We start from the raw sequence: 25,805 nt of genomic DNA, 5'->3' as shown, positions 1-25,805 counted from the left end.
CAAATACTGTATTATTTAGAGTTATTAAACATATAACACTATTAAAGTGCTATCAACTTAACCTAATTTAACTTTATATTACTTAAATATTGCAAGATTAATAGACTATTTATAAAAAATAATTAGCTTTTTAAATATATTACTAAATGAAATTAGGAACTATTTCTTAACTTAACAATATATGCTCACATATTATTATAATTATTAAATTAATAATAAAAAATTATTAATTTTTCTATACGTTTTTTTTTTTATGATATTATATAATAGTATAAACTAATTAATAAATTTCTTTAAGGATTACTATGAACAAACCAATGTCTAATTTATCAGTTTTGATATCACTGGTATTACTTGCCTCAGCTATTATAACGTTAATGATATTCATTAATAGAATCAGGGACTCTAAGCTAGTAAGCATTACTGCTGGTGCTGCAGCTGTATTTTCTGTATTATTCTTTTTCACAGTACTAAATCGTATTGCACATTGCTTCGGCTATAACCCAACCGCAAAAACAAAAGCAGAAGCTTTAAATATTAATACAGAAAAACAAGTCGGTATATTCATACCTATAGACAAACGTATAATATCTCAATTAGATGATCAATCTAACATTGTAGATCTCAGACTTAATATGAAAGAAACCAAATTTCATCCCTCAGTTAATATAACATACAATAGGGGAATACTTCCGGAGCGTACAGTAAAATGTGAAACTAGTCAGCAAGTATCACTAATTACTGATGAAAGAAGCCTTCATAACATCACAGAAGATGCATCAGGATTACTGATTACCACAAAATCCGGAGATTTAGCACAAATAATCAAGGACCGCACAATAACTAGTATTGAATTAAATCAATGCAATAGTAAAATGGTACTTAATATCTTCTGTGCATTAAATGATAATACGCTCGATATATCCGACAGATATTTACACTACATTCTCCTTATGCCCACCGTTCGCACAGGTACGTATGCTCTTAACTATACTTATCCTGTATATAATTGCGTGATATATGAGATATTAAAGGATATAACATATCCTTTAACTGACAACCAGTGGACTACTAATCCTGCAGCTCAAGTGGCTATATTTTTTTTAAAAAATTTTCCAATTGAGAATTTTACCAATAGCAGATTAAATAGCACATTATTTGATACTTTACCAACACCATTAGATAAAACACTGAGACATATTATAGATTATCTAGAATTTGCTAAACAAACCGGTAAAGAAATAGTAGTAACTAAAGAGATTACCTCAAAGGTTCTTCAGCATATTAAAGAGGCATATTTTACATATTCTCAAGATTTACATCACTATTCATCTCTATGGAAAAATCGTATTACTACGCATAATAATCAGCATATCCTAGATAAAATATCTCAAGATATACAACAAGACAAAATACTTGCATATATTTGCACTCTTGCTGCTATCAGTATCAATAGTGATACTAAATATGATACCAACACAAATCAAGAAATTAACAGGATATTAAAACAAACAGAACTATATGATATTACTACACTTTTAAAAGAACATATTAATGGCGATAGCGGCTTAATTGACTTTAATCACATAGATTATACTCAACACCCAGACATTAAAGCAGCGTTAGATAATCTGTTAAACACTGATTATGTGACTAAATGTAGTCTTCCTGAATTGGTAAGACATGCAAGAAATCACGTATCACAGAATTATACAAGATTCCTATCGCATTATACAGAAGGTGCTGAATCAGTAAAACTCACTATAGAGAATATAACATTAATAGATCCTACAAGGAAGCCCCCACGTAGTACTATGGAAGAAAGTAGCGAAATACCATCATACACGCCTTTTATACCTAATCTACGTTTTTGCTAATCAGTAAATACTTACTATCTTATATTGAATCAATATAAAATCACGTTATTTAGTAATACTATTTATTAAATAACGTGATTTTATACCTAATATTTGTAGTTATAATGTTAAATCCCTGAACATAGCATATTACTAACTTTTAAACACAAAACTAAGCTTTTCTCTCTGATAATTGTTTCACTATTTTACTTTAACGCATTAAATTAGTTAAGATTTTCTATTATGGTATATAAAAAAAATGAGATCTATCATTTGTTACATGATTTTTTTAATCTTTATTGAATTTATTAAAGTTGTTATAAATTCAAGTAGTAATTTTCAATATCTTATATTTTTTAGGTCATACTTTAATATTAATATTCATAAATATATTTATTACTGACAAACCAATAAGTAGTATTTTTAATACATACAAAAAAATTAGTTTAAAATATTAGAGTACAACTTAAATTTAAATATTAACACAATAAAAAGCTAGCAGTACTGTCACGAATACAATTATGGCACAACACTATCTAATATCCTATAACATATCCAACAAAAATACATATACTACTAGTAGAATCTTTATTGCACAGAACCAAAAATCATTAAAATAACAAAAATTCTACATGCTATAATTGTCACCAATAACTCTTATATAATAAAAAAGCTCTTTAATATCACTTTAAAAATTAACATCATTACTTTTACTGCTAGATCTAAAAATTTGAAACGTTAATTTTAACTACGCTACACAGTGAAACAAAAATTAATAACACAACCACCAACACACTCAGTAGTAAGCAATGTTTTGATCAATTAACTATATACTAAACATTATTTTTTACCTTTGTCAGTAACATGCTAAAAAACATATAACTATCTATTATTAACAATTTGAACATAGTATCTACCAATATAACTGATATTTCAAATTAAAATATATTAATATATTTATTTACAACTTTTAGAAATATAGTATATATACTATATTTAATTTAGAGTAATATATTTGTTAAGTATTATTTTTTCTTAATATACTGTTAGTATTAAGATCTTTAGTTACGCTTTATTAATAAATATACCACTGAAATACACACCTCTCAGTGGTTAATATTAGTAACTATATTGTCAATGTATTAGTAATAAGAACTATAAATATTATATATTATTAATTGTTTTTTATTATAATATATTAAATATTTAGTATATTGTGTAAAAATATATGAATAAAATAACATCTAACATCTCATTAATTATATTATTTCCAGCTTTAATTTCAGTCAGTTTACTTTTTTTTAAACTTAGACAACATTACAATAATATTGCTTTTTACGTTGCTTTTGCTATTACCTTAGCATGTATAGGTATATCTTTTATCATCATCTTAATAAACCGTATAAAACACATAAAAGGAATCTCAATACAAGATCAAAGTAAAAGTGAAGCTTTAAATCTCAACCTAAGTCAACAATCTGGCATCTTCATACCCATACCTCTCAGTGAACTATCTAAAATAAATTCTGAACACAACATTCTTGAGTATCATACCAAACCTATAGATGACAACTTAACATGTATTGACACTATGTGTAATCTCATGAACGCTTCTATAATGCAAAACCAAGGATTATTTGGCAGTAGACAATTCAAACCATCAAAAGCTATCAGTCGCATAGACTTAGTAACTGATGAAAACATAATTAATAAAATTAAAAATGACCCAAATTCCACAGGAATATTTATAACAACCAAATCTAATATATCAGAACAGATAATCAAAGATTCTATAAAAGTTTATAACCATGCTAGCATAAAGAATGGAAAATTATTAATTTCTTTCATAAACTTGAAGACTTGTACAAATACTCAAAAAATAGCATATACTATAGAAGAATTTGACATTTTATTACAAAGTCAAGCTACCCATAATTTGGGTAATCCTAAGCTCACTATATATGACATAATGGCATTAGATACATTACAAAAATGTCCTGATACAATATTTAACGATCAGGAACCATGGTTTAATACCCAAGAAGGTAAGATTGCTATAATGTTTTTTAGAATGTTTAATAAACAACATACCTTTCATTACAATAACCTCCCTATTTCAAATGTAGAGCACCTTAAAACTAAAATCAAAACAATTCAAGAATATATTGAGAATAATGCAACAATCGAATATCCAGACAATTATAACATTACAACATATATCTCTAACAAAATTAAATCTATTTATCTTACTAAATCTGCTGATACAAATGATTATGCTCATTTGTATAAAAATCGCCATATAACACATACTTGTCAGTGGGTACATAATCTGATACATATTGATATAAGATGTAATGAACTATTAAAATACATTTATACTCTTGCTACTTATGAAAAATATGATACTAATGATAAGAACATAAACACAAATGCTTTTATCCGTAAGATTTTAGAAAAAGAAGATAAGGTTGATATATCAGAAATTATAACCCGTCTTAACAGTCAAAACATAATTCAATGTAACACTAACTTTAAAAATAAGAATCTCTCTAAATTATTACATACACTTCTAAATGACAATAAAACAGAATGTACTATAACTGAACTAATCACATATGCAAGAGAGTACATTATGAATCGCCACAAAAAATATATGTTATGTTATATAGAAAAAAAGCAAAACCTAACTGTAGAAATAGAGAACATAACTTTATTTTCCCCAGAAGGAAATACAACACACCTACCAACTAATATTCAAGATACCACAAGTAATAATGTCAGGTCCTATATAGCGATAGAAACTAGTCATTAATTACTATTATACATACTGTTTAAACAATATATTAGATAGTAATATATTTTTATCACTTAAACTTATATTAACAGCTATAGGTAAAATCCATTATGACTCAATAAGAACAACGGTTAGTCTTTAAAAAAGAAAGTATATAGTACTTTGCAATCTATAGAAATCAGCAACCCCAGTATAACTATAATAGCAGTATTAAGTAATTAATAATAACAAAATTTAATATATAATTATAAACTACATTTTTACTTATAATTGTACCTAAAGGATTACAGGATAAAATACATCTTTCATGAATAACAATAATATAGTACTAAAAGATCTCATATATCACTTGATAGAAATACTAAGTGATACATTAATATGCTTCAATAAATACATTCAGGGAATCACTACTCAAAGTACAACTTACCAGTATTATTCAGCATATTTCCCAGATTAATAATTACAAAAATACCCAATCCTTAGAACAATAGGTCTTTAATATTACTTGTTTATACACTCCGAATTTGGATTTCATTATATTAATATTTAAAATATATTATTCATAATCTGATTTATGATATAAAAACTATAAATTAATAACTACTAGTATATTCCGATAATAACACTATACAATTAATAATTATTACACACATTTCAATACTTAAATAATATAATTTATAATCATTTTACCCTAACAATATGTACAAGAATTACTATGAATAAATTAAGATTTTGTATTTTACTTATCCTATCACTCTATATAGAACACTAACTTGCATCTTAATACGCTATTTTATAAATATATCAGATCTCTATAACTATTATAGAATACAACTATACTATGAAAGCGCATATATTTATTACTAACAAAACTTAAAATTATCTGATGATACGTTTTGAATATGAAAATTTATTATACCTAACATATTGCTTACAGTATTAAAATTTCACAACAAATATATATTATAATTAATTAACAATAATAATATTAGTTTTAATAATAAAACAAAGTTTATTAATTTTTCTGTATTTTACTAATTATTTGCTATACAATTATTAAAAATACTTAATAATTGATGCCAAAATACCACATATGAATAAGATAGAATCTAATATTGCGTTTGCAACATCATCCTTACTATTAATTTCTACTATTGTAATTCCTATATTGTTAAGGCAATATCTAAAGAGCATACTTTTCTGTATTCCGTTTTTCATTGCATTTATAACATCCGGTATTCTTTTCATTTGCACTTTACTGGACCGTATATATGTTAGTAGAGGAATAAAGTTAAAATACAAAAGCAAACATAAAACTTTAGATATCAATTTCAATGAAAAAGCTGGTATATTCATTTCATTACCTCTTAGTTACCTGCCTAGAATAGACCGCCATTGTAATATTTTAGAATATCATATTATTCTATCCGGTCATAAGACTCATGAAGAACAATATCTGATTAAGTATTCTTCTATAGAACAGAACCAAGGACCATACAACATGCTAGATTTTAAAACATTATCAAATAACGGTATTGCAAAATTAATAACCGATGAACATACACTCAATACCATCACAAATAATCAAAATCTTGCTGGATTATTAATAATAACGAATAAATCTACTATAGCATCATTACCAACAAAAACAGGTCCTAACATGTATTTTCTTCACTTAATATTAAATCACGATTACACATTATCTATTTCTAGTACATGTGTAGCAGATAAATGTGATAAAGCCATACAGCATAATCCAACTGATCTAGATATATTTCTAAAAAATAGACATAAAAATAGTAAAATCACTGTATACGATATAGCAGTCAAAAACCTTTTAACACGTCATGGCAACGTATTAGATCATCCCGACTGGTTTAATACCCAAGATGGTAAAATTATTATAGAATTTTTTAGAACATTTAATACACAACAATATATTCGTTGTTTTGAAAGTTTTATATGTGCAAAAAAATACATACGTAAGATTAAAATAGTTGAAGAATATATAAAAAATAACACAATAGATCAACCCACTGATGAAGAAATAATGGATTATATTACTAATATCATCTTAGAGGTCTATTCCTCATTTTTTGACTATTCAGAACTGTATATGAACCGTTATATATGCACCCCTTTCCAATCTACACTGAATCTGATGTATTATCACGTAGGCATAGGGTTATACAGATACATTTATACTCTTGCCATACTTGAAAACTATGATACCCATCATCAATATAGGAAAACAAATGCTGCAATCCATAATCTTTTAGTAATAAGAGAGAAGGCTAATATAGAACCTATCATATCTTATTTTAAAACAAACAAGACAATTAAACGTACTACTAAGTTTGAAAATAAAGTTATATCCAGACTACTAACCACAGTATTAGATGATGATGACAAAGAATATACTATTGCTGAATTAATAGCACATGCAAGAAAATATATTTCAACCATATGCACAAATATGTTATTATATTATAATCAGAAAGTTGAATCCTTTAATACCGCAAAAGTAGATAGCATAATTTTACTTGCTCCTGAAAAGAAAAAAATACACGACATTCTTGAAAATGCATCAACTAGTACTCCTTGTACAGATGTAAAACAAACAGCATAACCACAACATAAACGTATGTTATACATATGAAATATCAAACTTTCATATCATAAAAATCAACTTAACAAATTCTATTTCTTTTCAAAAAATACACATAATACTTTGTGAATATAAAACTAGTATTTCCCTGTATAATACAAGACAAACAGCGTAACAACTACATCAACGTATGTTATATCCATGCAATATCAGACTTTCATATCACAAAAATAAACATCACAAGTTCCACTTCCTTCAAAAAAATACACATTACACTTTATGAATATAAAACTAGTATTCCCTGTATAATGCAAGACAAACAGCGTAACAACTACATCAACGTATGTTATATCCATGCAATATCAGACTTTCATATCACAAAAATAAACATCACAAGTTCCACTTCCTTCAAAAAAATACACATTACACTTTATGAATATAAAACTAGTATTCCCTGTATAATGCAAGACAAACAGTGTAACAACTACATCAGTGCATGTTATACCCATGCAATATCAGACTTTCATATCACAAAAATAGGTAGTATACTTTATCACTTCCTGAAAAGAGAATGTTAACATGCTTTTTCAATATTATATTTTTTCAAGATAAATAAACCATATAATGATAGTAATGCACATATATCAAAATACAGTATAGGAGATATACTCAACCCTGTTACTTTTACCAACCATAAACAAATAGCAGGAGTAGTACCACCAAACATCGCTATTGCAATGCTATAACATAATGAAAATCCAGTTTGTCTAATATTAACTGGAAATAAAAGTATTACCATTGATAATACAGGCGTAGCATATATTCCTAATGCAACAGCAAGAATAAAATAAGTAATTAAAGTATAAAATCCAAAGTAACTAATAATACATGATATACATGTCACAAATAACACCTGAAATACTATCATTACATCTTCAGATTTATATTTCTTATATATGAAAAGAGACAAGAATCCAGAAATTAACATTACTAATATTAAAAAAGTATAAGTTACAATATCCACTCTCTGCTGTATATTTAAAAACACAAAAAACATGTAAAATAATATGTTACTTGTTCCAACTACACTTAATATGATAATGCAAAACTTTTTATGATATAATACTATATCTAAAATAGGAACTTTACAAATTTTGCGATGACTAGATTTATAATTTAAATACTGATAACTTTCCTTTACAGAACAACGTAAAATAGGTAACAAGGTAGCCATAACCAAGCCAACAATAAAAGGAATCCTCCACCCCCAAGCATAAAACTCAGCTTCTGGAATTAAACTATAACATAACTTAAAAATAAAAGAACCAGCTGCACCTCCAAGCATTGCTATTACAAAGTGTGCAAATGATATCAATATAATTTGATCTTTTCTAACACTTTCTGCCATCAATACAATAGCCCCTGCTTCACCACCAAAAGATAATCCTTGCAAAACACGCAACAAGACTAACAGAATAGGTGATAACACACCTATGGAATCAAAAAGAGGTAAAAATGCAATACCCCCCACTGAAATTATTAGCAAACTTATAGACATAAAAAGAGAAATCTTTCTTCCATATTTGTCGCCAATATATCCAAATAACAATGATCCAAAAGGTCTAATAAAAAAAGCAATAGCAAATATAATAAATGATAATATTAAGGATAAAGTTTCACTAACATGGGAAAAAAATATACGACTAAAAACATAACTAAAATTCCCATAAAGTAAAAAATCATAACACTCTATAAAAGCACTCAAAAGAACCGCTAAGATAGATTTAATACTAGTATTATGCAACATCTATATAACTATTATCAAATAAAAAACATACAATTGTCAGTACACGCTATTTATAACACAGATATCAATCTTGAAGATGATATTAATTTCTCATGAACTCAATAAAGTATATTGCTATAAAATCCAAGATTAAGATAATTATGCTACTTATAATCAAAAATTAGTAGTTAAAAAATATGAAAATTATACAGAACTTAAATATAACATACTAAAAATTGAATAATAATTACATCCACATTAATAATACATCGAACTAGATAAATAAATGCATTGTCAAGCACATAACATTGCTAACAATTAAAACCTAACATTATGAAGTAATTAAAAATTAGCACAAAAAGAGCTTTATATTATTTACTTTTAGGAGAAAACAATACTATATACTCTCATAACATAAAAAGCTGCCGTTTCATCAATACAACATATGTTGATACATTTACCTGCTGTAACATTATTTTGCACCTGTGTAATCAGTATTATAGTTTCAAAGAAAAAGTGTAAAAAATACATATTTCAGGGCTGATGTATTGGAAGATAAGTTCAGAAGATATAAAAATAATACCTATAGATAACTATGAAGAAATTATGGAAAAATCGGAGATTATTTTGAAACAATTAATATTAGAATATTTAACAGAAAAAAAACCATTTAGTGCATCTTATGATATTTCTGGGTATGGGGATTATAGCCTTTTAATTCGTCTTAAGGAATGGGGGCAACATATTTATAATAAGTAATGCAAAAGTATTTATATGTTATAAAAGATAAATAATCATTTTCAAATTAACATGAGTAGTTTTTATCTGATTGGTTTTTAGTAGGGTTGCATTTTTTTTTTTTTTTGATTGATTTAAGATTAATAGTTAGCTTAATTAATATTAAAGTTATTAATGTGTGTGGAGTAACAGAAAATTTATATTGTATAATCAGTTGCAATTGTGTAAATGGTATAAGTTTTCATAAGCTGTGAAAGAGAATGGAAGTTGTTACAAATTTATTCCTAATTTATATACAGATTTATAAGTGACAAGATTATTTATTATATCTATATGTTATATATGATAACTTTATATAGTGTAGTAGATTTTAAAATTATTGTGTGATTATTTCCTACACTAGTTGTTCCTAGAGATTAAAAAGGGCTTCTAGTGTTTTGTTTGTGTATGATTTTATATTAGATTAATTTTGATTTATTGTAGTTTCCTAATATAATATAGTTACCTTAAAGCAAACATTCATTTGTGTAGTGCTGTGGTTTATTAGTTTTCTTGCGATTATGGTGGTAAGGAGGTTTTTTATTTATTTTACAGCAAGTTAAAATATTGTAATCGTCATACCCAGAAATATCATAAGATGCACTAAATGGTTTTTTTTCTGTTAAATATTCTAATATTAATTGTTTCAAAATAATCTCCGATTTTTCCATAATTTCTTCATAGTTATCTATAGGTATTATTTTTATATCTTCTGAACTTATCTTCCAATACATCAGCCCTGAAATATCCCTTTTCAAACTTTTCTTTACTGCTAATGCTTGTATTATCATCTGTAATGCAATACCACGGCTAATATCTGATTGAGATGGAATTATACCAGTTTTATAATCAATAATTACAACGCTATTATCTTTTAAACACTCTACTCTATCACACTTAGATACTATCTTAACATTATTGCTAATTTCCCAAGAAAAAAAATGCTCAGTAATAATTCTATCAACATCACGATTGCGATTTAGATTCATCTCAAAAAACTGTTCAGCTATTACTTGAAACTTAGGCCACAAAATACTATTCACTTGAGGAAAATTTCTGTACCTATCTACAAATTCTGATTCTGCAATTTTTATCAGGGTGTCATAGTTTTGCTGGTATTCATTATTCAACAAATACTTATGTAATATGTTATGCACAATAATTCCAAAATCTCTCATGGAAAATTTCTCATTAATATCTTTGCATGGCACAATGTTTAAAATATTATTTAAATAAAATACATATGGATTCTTTATTAAAATCTCTAAAGCAGTTGTTGATATAATATTAAATGCTATTACCCTATGATTAATTTCTGGGTTAGGTTGTGGTCTTAAACAAAACAAATCCATCATACCGCTAGAATATTTATCTGGCATTTTTAAACAATTTTCATATTCTAAATCTTTATAATTATAGATATTTGCCACAATTTTTATCTTCTTTAGCCAAATAGGTTCCTCATTAACTTTTCCAAAACTTTTTAAAGACCTAGTAATATAAACCTTAGATGCATAAAAAAAGCTATATAATACATAAGCAAAATAACCTTTTTCCACTTGAATAGAAGGCAATCCTAATTTACTACGCATTCGGTTACTTAATAACGTACTGCGTAAACTCATACCATAATCAAATTCATTAAACCCAGAAAAAATGACGATATCTCTTCTAGACAAATTCACAGAGGATAGTTTATAATTTTCAATAAAAAGATTATTACGTAACACTGAAATTAAAATCTCACAATACGTATCTATCCCACTTATTTTAATATTAGTACACGCACTCTGAAAGTTACTAAAAAATTCTTCTATATTCTCATAACTAAACACAGCACTACCAGCCAGCAAATCACGCAAACATGTAATATGAACTTTTACTATAGAAGAAATAGTATCATACTTAACATTAACTAAAGGAAGTATTATATTAGTTACCTTTTCCCAAAAAGGCAGTAATTCAGGTACTTTCTCCTTTATATTATTATCTATACTGATAAAATCATAACTAGAACATAATCTAATAATTTTTAATTCAAAATCCGATACTAAAGTACTGTACTCATTATCACTATATCCTAAAGTAATAAAAGGATGCTTAAGTAATGATAGCAATGATACAGGATTCCAATAACTCATAACAACTTCTAATATAGATGATATAAAAGAGAATATCAGGTAATTAGCATTCAATTTATCAACCAAATTTCCTAAATTTAGTAATGAATCTATTCTCTTACTTAACAACACATTACTTGTAAATATAGTGATGTCCCTAGAGCTGTATTTCGCCATAAGTTCAGATACAACTTGAGATTCTTCTTCATCTGATATACAAGTAATTAGTTTTACATAATCACAATTATCATAACTATGAACTTTCCCTTTGTGATATTCTTCTAAAAAGATATCAAAATTAAATACATTATTTACAAATTCACGATTATTTTGTTTACCTAAAAAAACAATATCATTCCTATTAACTTTTAAAACATCCAACAAATTTTTTATACAATACTGATAATGTGATTCTTCCAATAACTGCCAATTTGCCTCACTAATATTTATGTCCACATATGGAAGTATTATCTGAGCATTAGGCAACTTATATAACGTTTGAATAAAATTGATAACCAGACTATCAAATGCCATACCAGCAAATATAATAGTACTATTACAAACTCCTGCCTCTAGATACTTAATTAAATTATTTATATATAAACTTCTATGCTCTAATATATCTAGCACATTTTCTTTACACAACACTTCTTTCCATTTTTTTGACAAACACGAAAGAAATTCCACAGCTTTTTGAGCATGTTCTGGCAAATCACTTTCAAATAAATTCTCAAAATTAGATAATGGTATACAATGTTTATGCATCTCATTCAGTAGAATAGACAGCTCATAACTTAAAGACATAGGATAATTGTCACTATGTTCAGAATTCCAGAATTTTATGAATTCCATCAACAACATAAGTCTCCTAATTGGACTAATAATTTTGAGAGAATCATTTTGGTTGACTAGTATATCGTGATCTATCTCAGATAATGAAAAAACTTTAATTTTCAGATCAGAATAGTTACCACAATAGGATTGTCTCAAAGATTTATCTAATAATTCTACATCTTCATGATTGGATACTATAATTATAATATTAGACTCATGTTCCAATCTATTACAGAAGATACTCAACGTAAATTCTGCAACTACATTTAAAAAAGATTCTGAACAATGAACTGAAAAAACTTTCCCCATCGATATATCAAATACACATCAAAATAATTTTCATATATTATATTTCCCATAAGCTATTACAAATATAACATAAATACCTATACTTATGACTAATGATTAGATTTTATAAGATAAATTTACTAGACATACTTCCTTATATGAATACAAAACAATAATTCAAATAACACAAAAATTAACATTAATATTCCACAATAAAATACTCTCTATGTTTAGAGCTGATATACAAACGCTTAAAGTAAGTAACTTAACCATTAATTACACAATAAAAAACAATAAATCAAGGTTATTAAACACTAAAACTTTTCAAAAGTTATCTTGTATCATTATCTAAAGCTCAATTTTTTATTAGTTACATACCAGGATGTAGAATTCATATCCACTACTAAGCTATTTTTTATCATAATTTCATTGTAATTTATTTAAGCCGATATAACTATAAGTTGATTTAATATTTAGTAATCTATATTAATAAAATTACCATTTAAAGTCTTTCATTTTTACAACATGTAATTTATCATGAGTAACATTTTATACTCACAGTCATTAAGAAAAATAATATTGATATTCTTAGCCAAAAAAAATAACATACTCGTATAATAAAAAAGGTAGAGCAATATGCAGTTCCCTATTACACGGTTAAGACGTAAGCGTTCACATCAATGGTTACGTAATCTAGTAAGAGAAAATTATCTATCTATAAACGATCTTATTCTTCCTTTATTTGTACATGATAATGAAGGAATATCAGAACCTATTAAACAACTATCTGATATCAAGAGGTATTCAATTCCTGAGCTATTAAATATAGTAACACAAGCTGCAGATCTAGGAATAAACGCAGTAGCATTATTCCCAGTAGTAACAAACAACTTAAAATCCGAAAATGCAGAAGAAGCATTTAATCCTAATAACTTAATATGCAGAGCAATAAAAACACTAAAAGATCACATACCAAAAATAGGTATAATTGCTGATGTAGCACTAGACCCTTATACAATTTCAGGCCATGATGGAATTATCATAGACCAAAAAATTGATAATGATGCAACTGTTGCAGCTCTATGTAAACAAGCACTAGTATTAGCAGCAGCAGGATGTGATATTATAGCGCCTTCAGATATGATGGATGGCAGAATTAAAGAAATTAGAAATTCCTTAGATAACTGTAATTTCCAAGATGTGTGTATTTTATCTTATGCTGTAAAATACTGCTCAAGTTTTTATAAGCCATTCCGTGAAGTTGTAGGTTCATGTACAACATTTAAAACTATAGATAAAAGTACTTACCAAGCAGACATTGGAAATATCAACGAAGCACTTATTGAAGTAAAAATGGACATTAATGAAGGGGCAGATATCGTTATGATAAAACCAGGAATGCCATATTTAGATGTTATTAGATGTGTAAGTCAAAAATATCAAATTCCAGTATTTGCATATCAAGTAAGCGGGGAATACGCCATGATTAAAGTTGCAGCGCAAAACCATTTGTTAGACTATAATCAAGCTATGTATGAATCCTTGTTAAGTTTTAAACGTGCAGGAGCAAAAAGCATATTTACATATGCCGCTATAGATATAGCTAATATTATACTAAATAATCAATAGCCTTATAAACTTTATTGTATAACAGCATCTTTAATAAAAACTCTCTTCTGATTGTATACGTATACAGTGTACAAAGTACACAATATAAAAAATACCGACAATGCTAAAACTAAATATAGGCTTAATCCATTAACATAAAACAACAAAATACATAACTAAACACTACTTATGTAATCAAATATACCCTAGAAAATTTATTCACTGCCAATATTATTCCATTCATAATAAAAATATTATTTAGAATATTATCACATAAACTAAACACATATTCAATAATAAGTATATCATTTCTTAAATATAGAAAATATAATAAACACTTGATACTAAATTAAATCATAATTATGAGTTACCCATCAATTTTCATTTCTCAACTTAACTACATTTCTGAAGATCCCAATTACAATTACAATAAAATTCTAAAATCATATACAAAATCAATAAACTCATCAGCCGATATAGCAATATTTTCACGATATGCAGTTTCAGGATACATACAAAAAATCCCAACTTCACCTAAAGACTTTTTCAATCAATGCACACATACTATTGAAAAACTAGCAATACAAACCAAACAACAAAATACATCAATACTTATCGGTAGTATAAAACAACTTAATAATACAATACACGAAACTATCTACTTAATACAAAATGGTACAACTATAGAACTTATAACATTCGTAGCAAATACTCCACAAACAACCATTCCTATCACTTTTTCAATCAACAATAAAAATTTTGCACTATGTCCTATATCCGAAAACCCAGAATTACCCACACATTCAGAAAATACCATATTAATTATTATGGATAATATCCCATATACTCAACATACTAATACACGGCATAATGCAATTTTAAAATTAACAAACAATAAATATGCAGTATATATAAATCAAGTAGGTGGATATAATAATGTAGTTTTTTATGGAAAATCTTTCTTCACTTTTAATAATAATTATAACTTTTTAAACACATGGAAAGAAGATAGTAAAATTTGTACAGCAGATTCAAAAAAAAATAATTGTGATTCTTATACCTCAGATAGTGATATTGAATCAGACTATCAAGCACTGATGCTTGCACTAAAAGATTACGTATATAAAAACTCTATGACTCAAGTTATCATAGGATTATCTGGAGGAGTAGATTCTGCACTTGTAGCAACAATTGCTGCAGATGCATTAGGACCAGCCAATGTTCTGTCATTTATGCTACCAACAAAATACACATCAGAAATCAGCATAATCGATTCTCAAGAATGTGCAACAAGACTAGGAATCTCCTATAATATATTATCCATAGAAAGAATATTTCAAACTTCACTAACAACCCTTGAGAACATTTTTGTTGGCACACAAGAAGATATAACAGAAGAAAACCTACAATCTAGGATTCGTGGATTAATACTAATGGCATTAAGTAACAAATTTAAATTATTATTACTATCAACAGGGAATAAATCAGAATTATTAGTTGGATATGCAACATTATACGGAGATATGTGCGGAGGATTTGCTCCAATAAAAGATATATACAAAACCAGAGTATATGAAATAAGCCAATGGCGAAACAAAAATGTACCTGCAAATAGCCTATGTAATAATACAGAGGTTATTCCATCCCGAATAATAGAAAAACACCCATCAGCTGAATTACGTTATAATCAAACAGACCAAGACACACTACCTGCATATACTACCTTAGATTCAATCCTTAAATTACTAGTTGATCAATGTCTTTCCACAGAAGAAGTTATTAATAAAGGTCATAATAGTAAAGATGTAGACTACATAGCACATTTAATTAAAAAATCTGACTTCAAGAGGAAACAAGCCCCCACAGGATTAATCATCACAAATCCATATAATACAATTACTTAACTATAAGAATAACATACGTAAATAAAATTTAGAATAAAGAACAGATATACACATCATAATACGTATCTTATGAGAAATATCACTGTATATCTTAAAGTAACACTATACAAAAAAATATTTATCTAACTTGAGTAAAAGACTAATATCTTCAATATTATAACCTCATTGGGTCAAACCATGACCTACTGCCTAATTACGTTACTAATATGCACAAGTACAGCTTATACATATCTAATTATGCAGAAATCAAATAATAACAACCTGTTATAACACATACTTACAAAATCATGTACTCTATACTAAATAACAGCATGATTTTTTGCATACTATATAACTATATACAAATTACACATTTACCACAACTCTAAGTATTATGCTTCAATGGGTATTTACAACCCATATCCCCATAAACTACTAGTAATACAATAGTTTTATCCATTAGTACTCAAATAATATTCTGAATTATTTGTACATTTACATTGTTAGTGTAACAAATTACTTTTGAAAACTTGTCACATGTATCTACAATCACAATAGTCTACATTAAGCTCAATCTCTTCTTGAGACTATACTTATACACATTTTCTAAACTTCTAATTACGTGAAATAATAAATTGTTTAGAGATTGCTAATACTACTATACTTTTGCATGACTATATTGTTAATGTATACAAACTACCTCTGAAAACTTGTTACATCTATCCACAGTCACAATAGTCTACATTAAGCTCAATCTCTTCTTGAGACTATACTTATACACATTTTCTAAACTTCTAATTACGTGAAATAATAGATTATTCAGAGATTTCTAATACTACTGTATTTTCACATAACTAAAATTAAATTGCTCTTTACTCATACTTTACATTACTGATAAAACTATAATCATAAACATTAGAATATTAAACAACTTGCATCAGTTGTAAGACAATAAAAAAGCATATTCTAATACCACATAATTACAAAACTCTATTTCATTAATACAACTAGCATAATCAAGCGAATACTTACTCACCATACTACTAACATAAATTATTATAGCAAATGATGAATATTCCCTATCCATTGTCAATAGATTCACTAAATATCTTACATTCAATAGGTAATCCACAGACAAATTCTAATTGTAAATATCACCTAATAATTCTTTTATATAAAGTTACTTAACACATTCTTGCACAAGTATTATTACACAGACATCAAACAGCTATCATATTTACTAGGTTAACAAATCTTCATTAGCTCTTAGTTTATCCATTAAGTACTCTGCTCGACTTACAACCGATTGTGGGAATCCAGCAAGTTTTGCTACATGTATTCCATAAGACTTATCACTAGCACCAGGTATTATCTCATGTAAAAATACTACTTTCCCATCCCACTCTTCTACTTTCATACAAAAACACTTTATATGTTCTAAATGCCCATCCAACCTTGATAATTCATGGTAATGAGTTGCAAAAATAGCCCTGCTTCTATTAACATTGTGAATTTGTTCAATAACTGACCACGCAATAGACAAGCCATCATATGTACCTGTACCTCTACCAATTTCATCAAGTATTACAAAAGATCTTTCAGTAGCTTGATTAATTACCGCAGCAGTTTCCATCATTTCTACCATAAATGTAGAATACCCAAATGCAATATTATCAGATGCACCTACCCTGCTAAATATTTTATCAATTATTCCTATATGAGCGTACTCAGCAGGAACAAATGACCCAATATGAGCTAAAATACCTATTAATGCATTTTGCCTCAAAAAAGTGCTCTTACCTGCCATATTAGGACCAGTAATTAGATGTACACGTTGTAATGATGAAAGATCAATATCGTTTGCAATAAACTTACCATTTCTCTCAACTACAGGATGCTTACCCTTTTTAATATTAAATTCATAACTATCATCAACTATAGGTTTACTATAAGAATATTGTACTGCCAACTCAGCAAAAGAAGTCAACATATCAATTTCAGCAATAGCATGAGCAGTAACAGTTATGCTATCTGCATGCTCAATAACATGAGAACACAATTGACCAAAAATCTTGATTTCCAAACTAATAGCTGCATCTTTTGCAGATATTATTTTGCTTTCTAACTCTTTTAATTCGCTAGTTGTATATCTGACATTATTAGCTAGAGTCTGCCTATGAATAAAATTCTGATCATTAATCAAATGATTCGATGAAACCTCAATATAGTACCCTAAAATATTATTAAATAATATTTTTAAATTCTGAATATTAGTAACATTACGATATTTATCACGTAATTCCTGAATTATATTATTACTACAGTTTTGAATATATATATATTCTGACAATTGCGTATCATAACTAGGATTAATAAATCCACCATCCTTTATATTATTTACATTATTTTGTAATAATGCATTATTTAGAATACAAACTAGTTCCTCATATTTTCCTAACCTTGCACAAAAATCATTAATAATATCAACATCAAATTTACATAACAACTCAACAAGTTCATAAATTTTATCTAACGTCAATTTCAAAGAATACAAATCCTTAGGAGAACATCTAGCAATTTTTATCCGTGTTAATATACGCTCTATATCTGCAATACCACGCAATAGTTGCCTAATATTTTTACACAACATTTGATTATTAACAAAAAATTCAACAACATTCAACCTACGATTTATCGCATTAGCAGATGCAAGAGGAGATGATAAGGATCTTTTCAACAATCTCCCACCAGATGCTGTAACAGTAAAATCTATAGACGCAACCAATGATCCTTCTAATTCTCCAGATTGAGTACAAAACAATTCTAAGTTACGTAATGCTGCCGCATCTATAAACATAAAATCACTATCTACATATGCTTTTGGAAACCCTAATTTAGGTAAATTACCTTTTTGCGTTGCTTTCACATACTCTAATAAGGAACCACATACAGAAATTTCCACATCCTTCAAATCACCTAATCCTTTCAAAGTAGATATGCCATATACACTACACAAAGTATTGTATGCTCTGTTTGTATCAAAAAAACTACTTGAATACTGAGTTATAGAAAATTTATACTTCTTTATGGTAGAATACACTATATCAATTTCTAATAGATCATCAGAAATTAAAAGTTCCTTAGGACTAACACGTAACAAGTCACTATCAAGTTTAGTAAAACTAGTAATATGATAATAAAATAATCCAGTAGACAACTCTAACCATGCAATTGCACAACTATCATTAATTTTTACTATACAAGCTAAATAATTACTTTCCTTGGCTTCAAGTAAAGACTCTTCTACTATAGTACCAGGAGTAACAATTCTGACAACATCACGCTTTACCAAAGATTTATATCCTCTCTTTCGTGCCTCTTCTGATGTTTCTAGTTGTTCACAAATCGCTATTCTATAGCCCAATTTTACTAATTTATTTAAATAAGTTTCACTACTATGAAAAGGTACACCACACATAGGTACATTACCTTTCTTAGTTAATACAATATTTAATATTTTGGATGTTTTTATTGCATCATCAAAAAATAATTCATAAAAATCACCTAGCCTATAAAATAACAAATATTCCTTATACTGTTGCTTAAGTGTCACATATTGTTGCATCACAGGAGTAATACTGTTACTATTAGTCACCTTTTACCTATTATTAACTTTTATCATACATTATATACTTCATAAATAAATATGAAAATATAATGAGTATTTATAAAATTTAATCACAGTTATTCAATCAAAATATTAATAATACATAATGACATATTACAAATCGTAATGTATAATCAGTCTGTATTAGTTTTATCTAGACATTAATCATGGTATCATATGCTTTCTTTACTCAAGAAAGGTGTAGAAGTTGTTGTTAAAGTAGCTATCACACCAGCTACCACTAAGTTACCTCATAAAGAAAGCTTAGGTAAAATAATCCAAGGTGCTTTACCAGGTAAAGGTCCAAAAGAAAAATATTTTGATCTGCAAGTGCAAGATCCTAATTATAAAGCAGGTATAGAACTACCAGCTGAAACAAGAGTAGAAGGGAATCAGAATGAAGTTACGTTTAAGCTACCATATTATAAACTAGATCCTCAATCTTTACAGAAATTTGCAGCATGGCAAGAACAAGACAAAGAAGGAAATGTAGAAGAAACTAAACAAAGTCTTGCACAGTCTTTACTAGAGCCATCCAAAAAATTCAAAGAATTAGAAGCTAGTTACAGTGCAGACAGTAAATTTAATATACTAAAAAAATTAGACGAAGAACTTCAAAAAACAGGCGGAAAGCTTACTGTAGAATCCAAACTAGGTAGTTATAGACAACGCTTAAACATAGAAATAGACACAAGTGGGAAATCTCTGCAAGAAATAGAAGGTGAGGTAAAACATGCATTCAGTATGTTAGGCATACGCGATTCCAAATTAGTCAAAACTTCTGCAGCACGTCTTTATAAGTCATCCACTGATCCAAAAGTTACATCACTAGATATTAATACTAAGGATCCTACTCCCAATACACAAGAAGCATTAGATTCTGAGAAAATTAGTTCAGGAAGTACTCCAGAAAATGAAGGCTATGAAAAAATTAGTTCGGTAAACACTAACACTAACCAGAGTAGTACAACAGAACATGCACAAAATCCAGACAAAGTAGAAAGTAACAATTTTTCACTTACAAATCCTACACATATGCCTTATAGGAGAAGTCCATTACAGAGCTCAAGCATGCTACAACAGCTACAGGGTCAAATGCTAATGCAGAGTAGTCCATCAACATCATCTCCTGCCCCTATGCCTCCTAATGTAAGACAAAGTGTGGAAAAAATAGCAGCAGCTTTATCAGATACACTGTCTCATGAAGCACAAGGTAGTAATATAAGCACTACCACAAACAGCAAAGGTAAACCATCAAGTAGCCAAGGGAAAGTTCATAGGTAAGATAAAGAAATGAATAGCCTTTATGATGACAATAACATTTTTGCAAAAATATTAAGAAAGGAACTACCATGCGATATAGTATACGAGGATGAATTAGTACTATCATTTCACGATATATATCCTCAAGCTCCTGTACACATTTTGGTTATTCCAAAAAGCAAGTATATTTCATTCGATGATTTTATCAACTCTTCCCCTGACGTTATACACTTTTTTTCTGTAATAAAAAAAATTACCCATAAATTTCAATTAAACAAAACTGGATATAGACTAGTTACAAATCATGGAAAAGAAGGCGGACAGGTAATTCCACACTTTCATGTGCATATCCTAGGTGGTAAGCAGCTCTGATTTTTATTGAAACTAAAAAAAGATATAAATCAAAAACTATTTATGTTTTCCCATAGACTTTACATATTTATTTTATCTACATAGAAAAATTCACTATATTTCAATATATAACTTAGAAAACATATCCAATTAAAACTATAAGCATTCCAAATCTTTATTGACAATAAAGACAAATATACCTAATAAACTAGTATATTGCTAAACAAAAACATTGAGGAGCTACAACAAGATGATGCATACTGAAAAATTAAAAGGTGTTTTTACTGCGCTTATTACACCATTTAAAAGCGATTTTTCTGTAGACCATAATGCATTAACTGAACTCATCGAGTACCAAATTCAGAATAATATTAATGGTTTAGTACCATGCGGAAGCACTGGAGAGAGTACAACTTTAAGCTTCGAAGAATATTGCGAAATAATAAAACTATGTATCAAAGTTACAAATAAACGTGTTCCAATAATAGCTGGTTCTGGTTCATGCTCTACGCAAGAAACAATTAGGCGTACATTATATGTTAGTTCCTTAAATGTAGATGCAGCATTAATAGTTGTTCCATATTACAATAGACCAACCCATGAAGGAATATATCAACATTTTAAGACAGTACATGATGCAACCAACATTCCTATAATTGTATATAACATTCCTTCAAGAACCGGTACTGACGCAAGTGACACATTACTTGCACGTATATTAGCTTTACCAAGGGTCATAGGAGTAAAAGATTCAACTAGTGATATAAGCAGACCATTGAATTTAAAAATGCTAGTAGACAAGGATATACTACTATTTTCTGGAGATGATTTTACATGTTTAGCATTTAATGCCCATGGTGGTTCAGGATGCATATCTGCTGTTTCAAATGTAGCACCTAAAATATGCTCAGATATGCAATATGCTTTTTTTTCTAATAATATGAAAGAAGCTATGGAAAAAAGTAAGGCAATATTTAAACTATCAAAAGCACTGTTTTGTGAATCTAACCCATCACCAGCAAAATATGCTTTGAGCTTAATTACAAAATACATATCTCCAACAGTAAGGTTACCATTAGTTGGGCTAACTCAAGAAAATAAGTTAAAAGTCGAGAACACACTAAAAGAATTGGAACTTATTTAGTACTATCTTCACATAAGTTATTATTACACAATACACTTATGTGTGTATGTTAGTTCACTAGATAACATGTTCTACATAACATATTACAGTTAATACAATTAACTTATAAACCTAACAGTCTGTATAAGTTCCTTAAAGGCTATACAACCCTAGTTTTACATTTCCTTTTTTTATTCCTATTATATATAAGACCTACTTCGTACCATTTTCACGTAGGTTATTATTACATTATATAATTATGTCTGTATGTTAGTTCATTAAACAATATACTTTACATAACACATTACATACAATTAACCTTTAAGTTCTTTAACCTATAAACTCACAAGTATGCTTTTTCATTTTTACACATGTAAGGCCTACTTAGTACCATTTTCACGCAAGTTACTATTACATCATATAATTACACCTGTATATTAGTCTATTAGACAATATACCTGACATAACATATTACATACAATTAATCTGTAAACTCTTCGCCTACAGATTCACAAGTATTCTTTTTTATTTTTTACATATGTAAGGCCTACTTAGTACCATTTTTACGCAAGTTACTATTACATCATATAATTATGTCTGTATGTTAGTCTATTAGACAATATACCTGACATAACATATTATATATAATTAATCTGTAAGCTCTTCGCCTACAGATTCACAAGTATTCTTTTTTATTTTTTACATATGTAAGGCCTACTTAGTACCATTTTCACGTAAGTTACTGTTACATCATATAATTACACCTGTATATTAGTCTATTAGATAATATGCTTGACATAACATATTATAGTTAAATACAATTAACTTATAAACCTCACAGTCTGTAGTAAGTTTCTTAAAGGCCATACAGTCCTAATTCACATTTCTCTTTTTTATTTTCACACGCTGTGATGTCGACTATATCACCATAATTCATAAAAAACGGAGTAGGTATGACAATACCAATATCAGAAATTCAAGAATCCCTCAGTAATCTAACATCTTCATGGGAAGAATTCAAAACATTAAATGAAGAAAAGCTATTAGATATTAATAAAAAAAGCTCTTTATATCCTTCCATATTGGAAAAATTAAAAAAAACAGAAACTACCATTGAAGAACAAAATGAACGTTTAGATAGATTAGAAATATCATCACAACGTCCAATACTACATGATGACAAAACCTATACAGATTACGACTACAAAACATTCACACAATATTTACACAAAGGTAACACTGAGATACCAGGTGCTAAAACTTCAATATCAACTCTTAACGAATCATACTTCATCCCAAAAAATGTATCATACCACATAGATAAAAATTTGACAAAAAACTCAGTAATGCGTCAACTATGTTCTATAGAAAAAATATCCGGTGACAGTTTAGATTGCTTTGTAACAAACAACGATAAAACATCTGTAAATTGGAGAAGTGCACTTAATACCAGTAATACTCAAACATTACCAGAAGTTAACAAACATACCATAAACTTACATGAACTATATGCTCAACCAAAAATCACAAAAAAACTATTGGAAGACTCTTCAATAGATATCAGCAAATGGCTTATAGATCATTTAATCGATGCTTTTAGTAGAGCAGAAAATGCAGCTTTTATATCTGGAGATGGTAATAATAAACCAAAAGGTATCCTATCATATACAGATGAGTCACACACAATAACATCTACACAACTTGATAGTAATACAATAATTAAACTGTATTACTCTCTTGACGAATATTTTGCATCAAAAGCAGTTTTCCTAATGCATAGAAGTGTATTGCAGGAAGTTAGATCTCTCAAATCTCCTTCCGGACAATACCTTTGGTATCCAGGATTGACTACAGGATCTCCTGATACATTAATGGGATTACCAGTATACCAAACATCAGATATGCCATCATTAAGCTCAATATTGACACAATCGGATATGCCAAAACCAGCTATAGTACTTGCAGACTTCAAAAATACATATAAAATAATTGAAAACCGCGATATTAGAATACTAAGAGATCCATTTACAGATAAACCATTCGTAACATTCTATACAACGAAACGTGTGGGCGGAGGTGTAATTAACAGTAATGCTATGAAAATATTACAAATCCAATACACAGAAACACCAAGAAAGTAAATAATAAATATCAGTATTGATACCTTTTATTTGACTACTAACAATAATACACATATGATATATGTATAAATACTAAGATAAAACCCTATAACAGGGAATTTACTAATTACAACACATTATTATATGTGTATTACTTAATTGTCATTTTTGTATTCCGTAAGGCCGTAACATATTAAGTACTATCACTTGTTACAAATCCAATGTCTAGTTTAACCACTGATCTTTCCATAACACAATCAACAGCTATATTCTTAGTATATACAGTTGTACAATCTTATTATACATACACTCACACCAGGATTATACTGCTACGTCTATTTCCAGATAAAATAATAGCTTTACAACTAAACATTCAACACAGAATATTCTTATCTAATATAAAACTACCATATTATCTTTAAACATTTTCTTTTAACTAAACGTCATATTAGCAACTAACTTACATATATGGAGTATCAACTAATAACTCTTTGTAATTTTTGATTAAGCATATAATTTCTGAATGAGAATCACATCATAGTATTATAATAATACATCCTCACATTACTATTATATCAGACAGTACACTAATAAAATATAATACCTAATATAACTAACACTACATACTACATTCATACTCACTCAAACATACATATCTATTTGGCTATACAGAAATATCCAATTTTGGTACTTCAAGCACCATATATATTTGCACACATACTTTTTA

At 27.9% G+C, this 25,805-nt stretch carries 13 protein-coding genes; 10 read left to right on the top strand and 3 right to left on the bottom strand.

Annotated elements, in window-relative coordinates:
• Nucleotides 1–305 precede the first annotated feature (305 nt).
• The 3 genes from EDL80_RS01520 to EDL80_RS01510 all read left to right on the top strand — a co-directional run bounded on the left by EDL80_RS01520 (nucleotide 306) and on the right by EDL80_RS01510 (nucleotide 7,279).
• On the top strand, nucleotides 306–1,877 hold the full coding sequence (locus tag EDL80_RS01520; RefSeq protein WP_158406448.1) for a hypothetical protein: 1,572 nt from the start codon (nucleotides 306–308) through the stop codon (nucleotides 1,875–1,877).
• Between the two features lie 1,207 nt (nucleotides 1,878–3,084).
• Nucleotides 3,085–4,668: a hypothetical protein gene (locus EDL80_RS01515; protein ID WP_158406447.1), complete on the top strand. Its 1,584-nt coding sequence runs from the start codon at nucleotides 3,085–3,087 to the stop codon at nucleotides 4,666–4,668.
• 1,075 nt (nucleotides 4,669–5,743) lie between these two features.
• Entirely contained in the window at nucleotides 5,744–7,279 is a 1,536-nt protein-coding gene (locus tag EDL80_RS01510) for a hypothetical protein (RefSeq protein WP_158406446.1), read from the top strand.
• Between the two features lie 553 nt (nucleotides 7,280–7,832).
• Here the strand turns inward: EDL80_RS01510 and EDL80_RS01505 are convergent.
• Nucleotides 7,833–9,065, bottom strand: a complete 1,233-nt coding sequence (locus tag EDL80_RS01505) for an MFS transporter (RefSeq protein ID WP_158406445.1) — start codon at nucleotides 9,063–9,065, stop codon at nucleotides 7,833–7,835.
• A gap of 522 nt (nucleotides 9,066–9,587) precedes the next feature.
• On the opposite strand from EDL80_RS01505, the gene EDL80_RS01500 reads away from it, so the two are divergent.
• The gene (locus EDL80_RS01500) at nucleotides 9,588–9,803 is read left to right on the top strand and encodes a hypothetical protein (protein ID WP_158406444.1); all 216 of its coding nucleotides are present in this window, start codon (nucleotides 9,588–9,590) and stop codon (nucleotides 9,801–9,803) included.
• Between the two features lie 485 nt (nucleotides 9,804–10,288).
• Here the strand turns inward: EDL80_RS01500 and EDL80_RS01495 are convergent, their stop codons facing one another.
• Nucleotides 10,289–13,084: a PD-(D/E)XK nuclease family protein gene (locus EDL80_RS01495; RefSeq protein ID WP_158406443.1), complete on the bottom strand. Its 2,796-nt coding sequence runs from the start codon at nucleotides 13,082–13,084 to the stop codon at nucleotides 10,289–10,291.
• A gap of 615 nt (nucleotides 13,085–13,699) precedes the next feature.
• Here EDL80_RS01495 and hemB point away from each other — a divergent pair.
• Nucleotides 13,700–14,692, top strand: coding sequence for a porphobilinogen synthase (gene hemB, locus EDL80_RS01490; protein WP_158406442.1), 993 nt, complete (start codon nucleotides 13,700–13,702; stop codon nucleotides 14,690–14,692).
• 341 nt (nucleotides 14,693–15,033) lie between these two features.
• Complete coding sequence (gene nadE, locus EDL80_RS01485; RefSeq protein WP_158406441.1) at nucleotides 15,034–16,575, top strand: NAD(+) synthase; 1,542 nt, start codon at nucleotides 15,034–15,036, stop codon at nucleotides 16,573–16,575.
• Nucleotides 16,576–17,794: 1,219 nt separating this feature from the next.
• Here the strand turns inward: nadE and mutS are convergent.
• Nucleotides 17,795–20,179, bottom strand: coding sequence for a DNA mismatch repair protein MutS (gene mutS / locus EDL80_RS01480; protein WP_158407087.1), 2,385 nt, complete (start codon nucleotides 20,177–20,179; stop codon nucleotides 17,795–17,797).
• A 219-nt stretch (nucleotides 20,180–20,398) separates the two neighbouring features.
• Between mutS and EDL80_RS01475 the strand changes: the two genes are divergently transcribed.
• The 4 genes from EDL80_RS01475 (at nucleotide 20,399) to EDL80_RS01460 (ending at nucleotide 25,099) form a co-directional block, all read left to right on the top strand.
• Nucleotides 20,399–21,505, top strand: a complete 1,107-nt coding sequence (locus EDL80_RS01475) for a hypothetical protein (protein ID WP_158406440.1) — start codon at nucleotides 20,399–20,401, stop codon at nucleotides 21,503–21,505.
• A gap of 9 nt (nucleotides 21,506–21,514) precedes the next feature.
• The gene (locus EDL80_RS01470) at nucleotides 21,515–21,856 is read left to right on the top strand and encodes a histidine triad nucleotide-binding protein (protein ID WP_158406439.1); all 342 of its coding nucleotides are present in this window, start codon (nucleotides 21,515–21,517) and stop codon (nucleotides 21,854–21,856) included.
• A gap of 232 nt (nucleotides 21,857–22,088) precedes the next feature.
• Nucleotides 22,089–22,979: a 4-hydroxy-tetrahydrodipicolinate synthase gene (dapA, locus tag EDL80_RS01465; protein WP_158407086.1), complete on the top strand. Its 891-nt coding sequence runs from the start codon at nucleotides 22,089–22,091 to the stop codon at nucleotides 22,977–22,979.
• A gap of 932 nt (nucleotides 22,980–23,911) precedes the next feature.
• A complete protein-coding gene (locus tag EDL80_RS01460) occupies nucleotides 23,912–25,099 on the top strand; it encodes a phage major capsid protein (protein WP_158406438.1) in 1,188 nt (395 codons plus the stop codon).
• Nucleotides 25,100–25,805: the final 706 nt, after the last annotated feature.

The sequence above is a fragment of the Ehrlichia ruminantium genome, assembly GCF_009728835.1.
Classification (GTDB): domain Bacteria; phylum Pseudomonadota; class Alphaproteobacteria; order Rickettsiales; family Anaplasmataceae; genus Ehrlichia; species Ehrlichia ruminantium_B.
The sequence above is the reverse complement of the archived record's forward strand: the minus strand, read 5'-3'. Positions and strand labels throughout refer to the sequence as shown.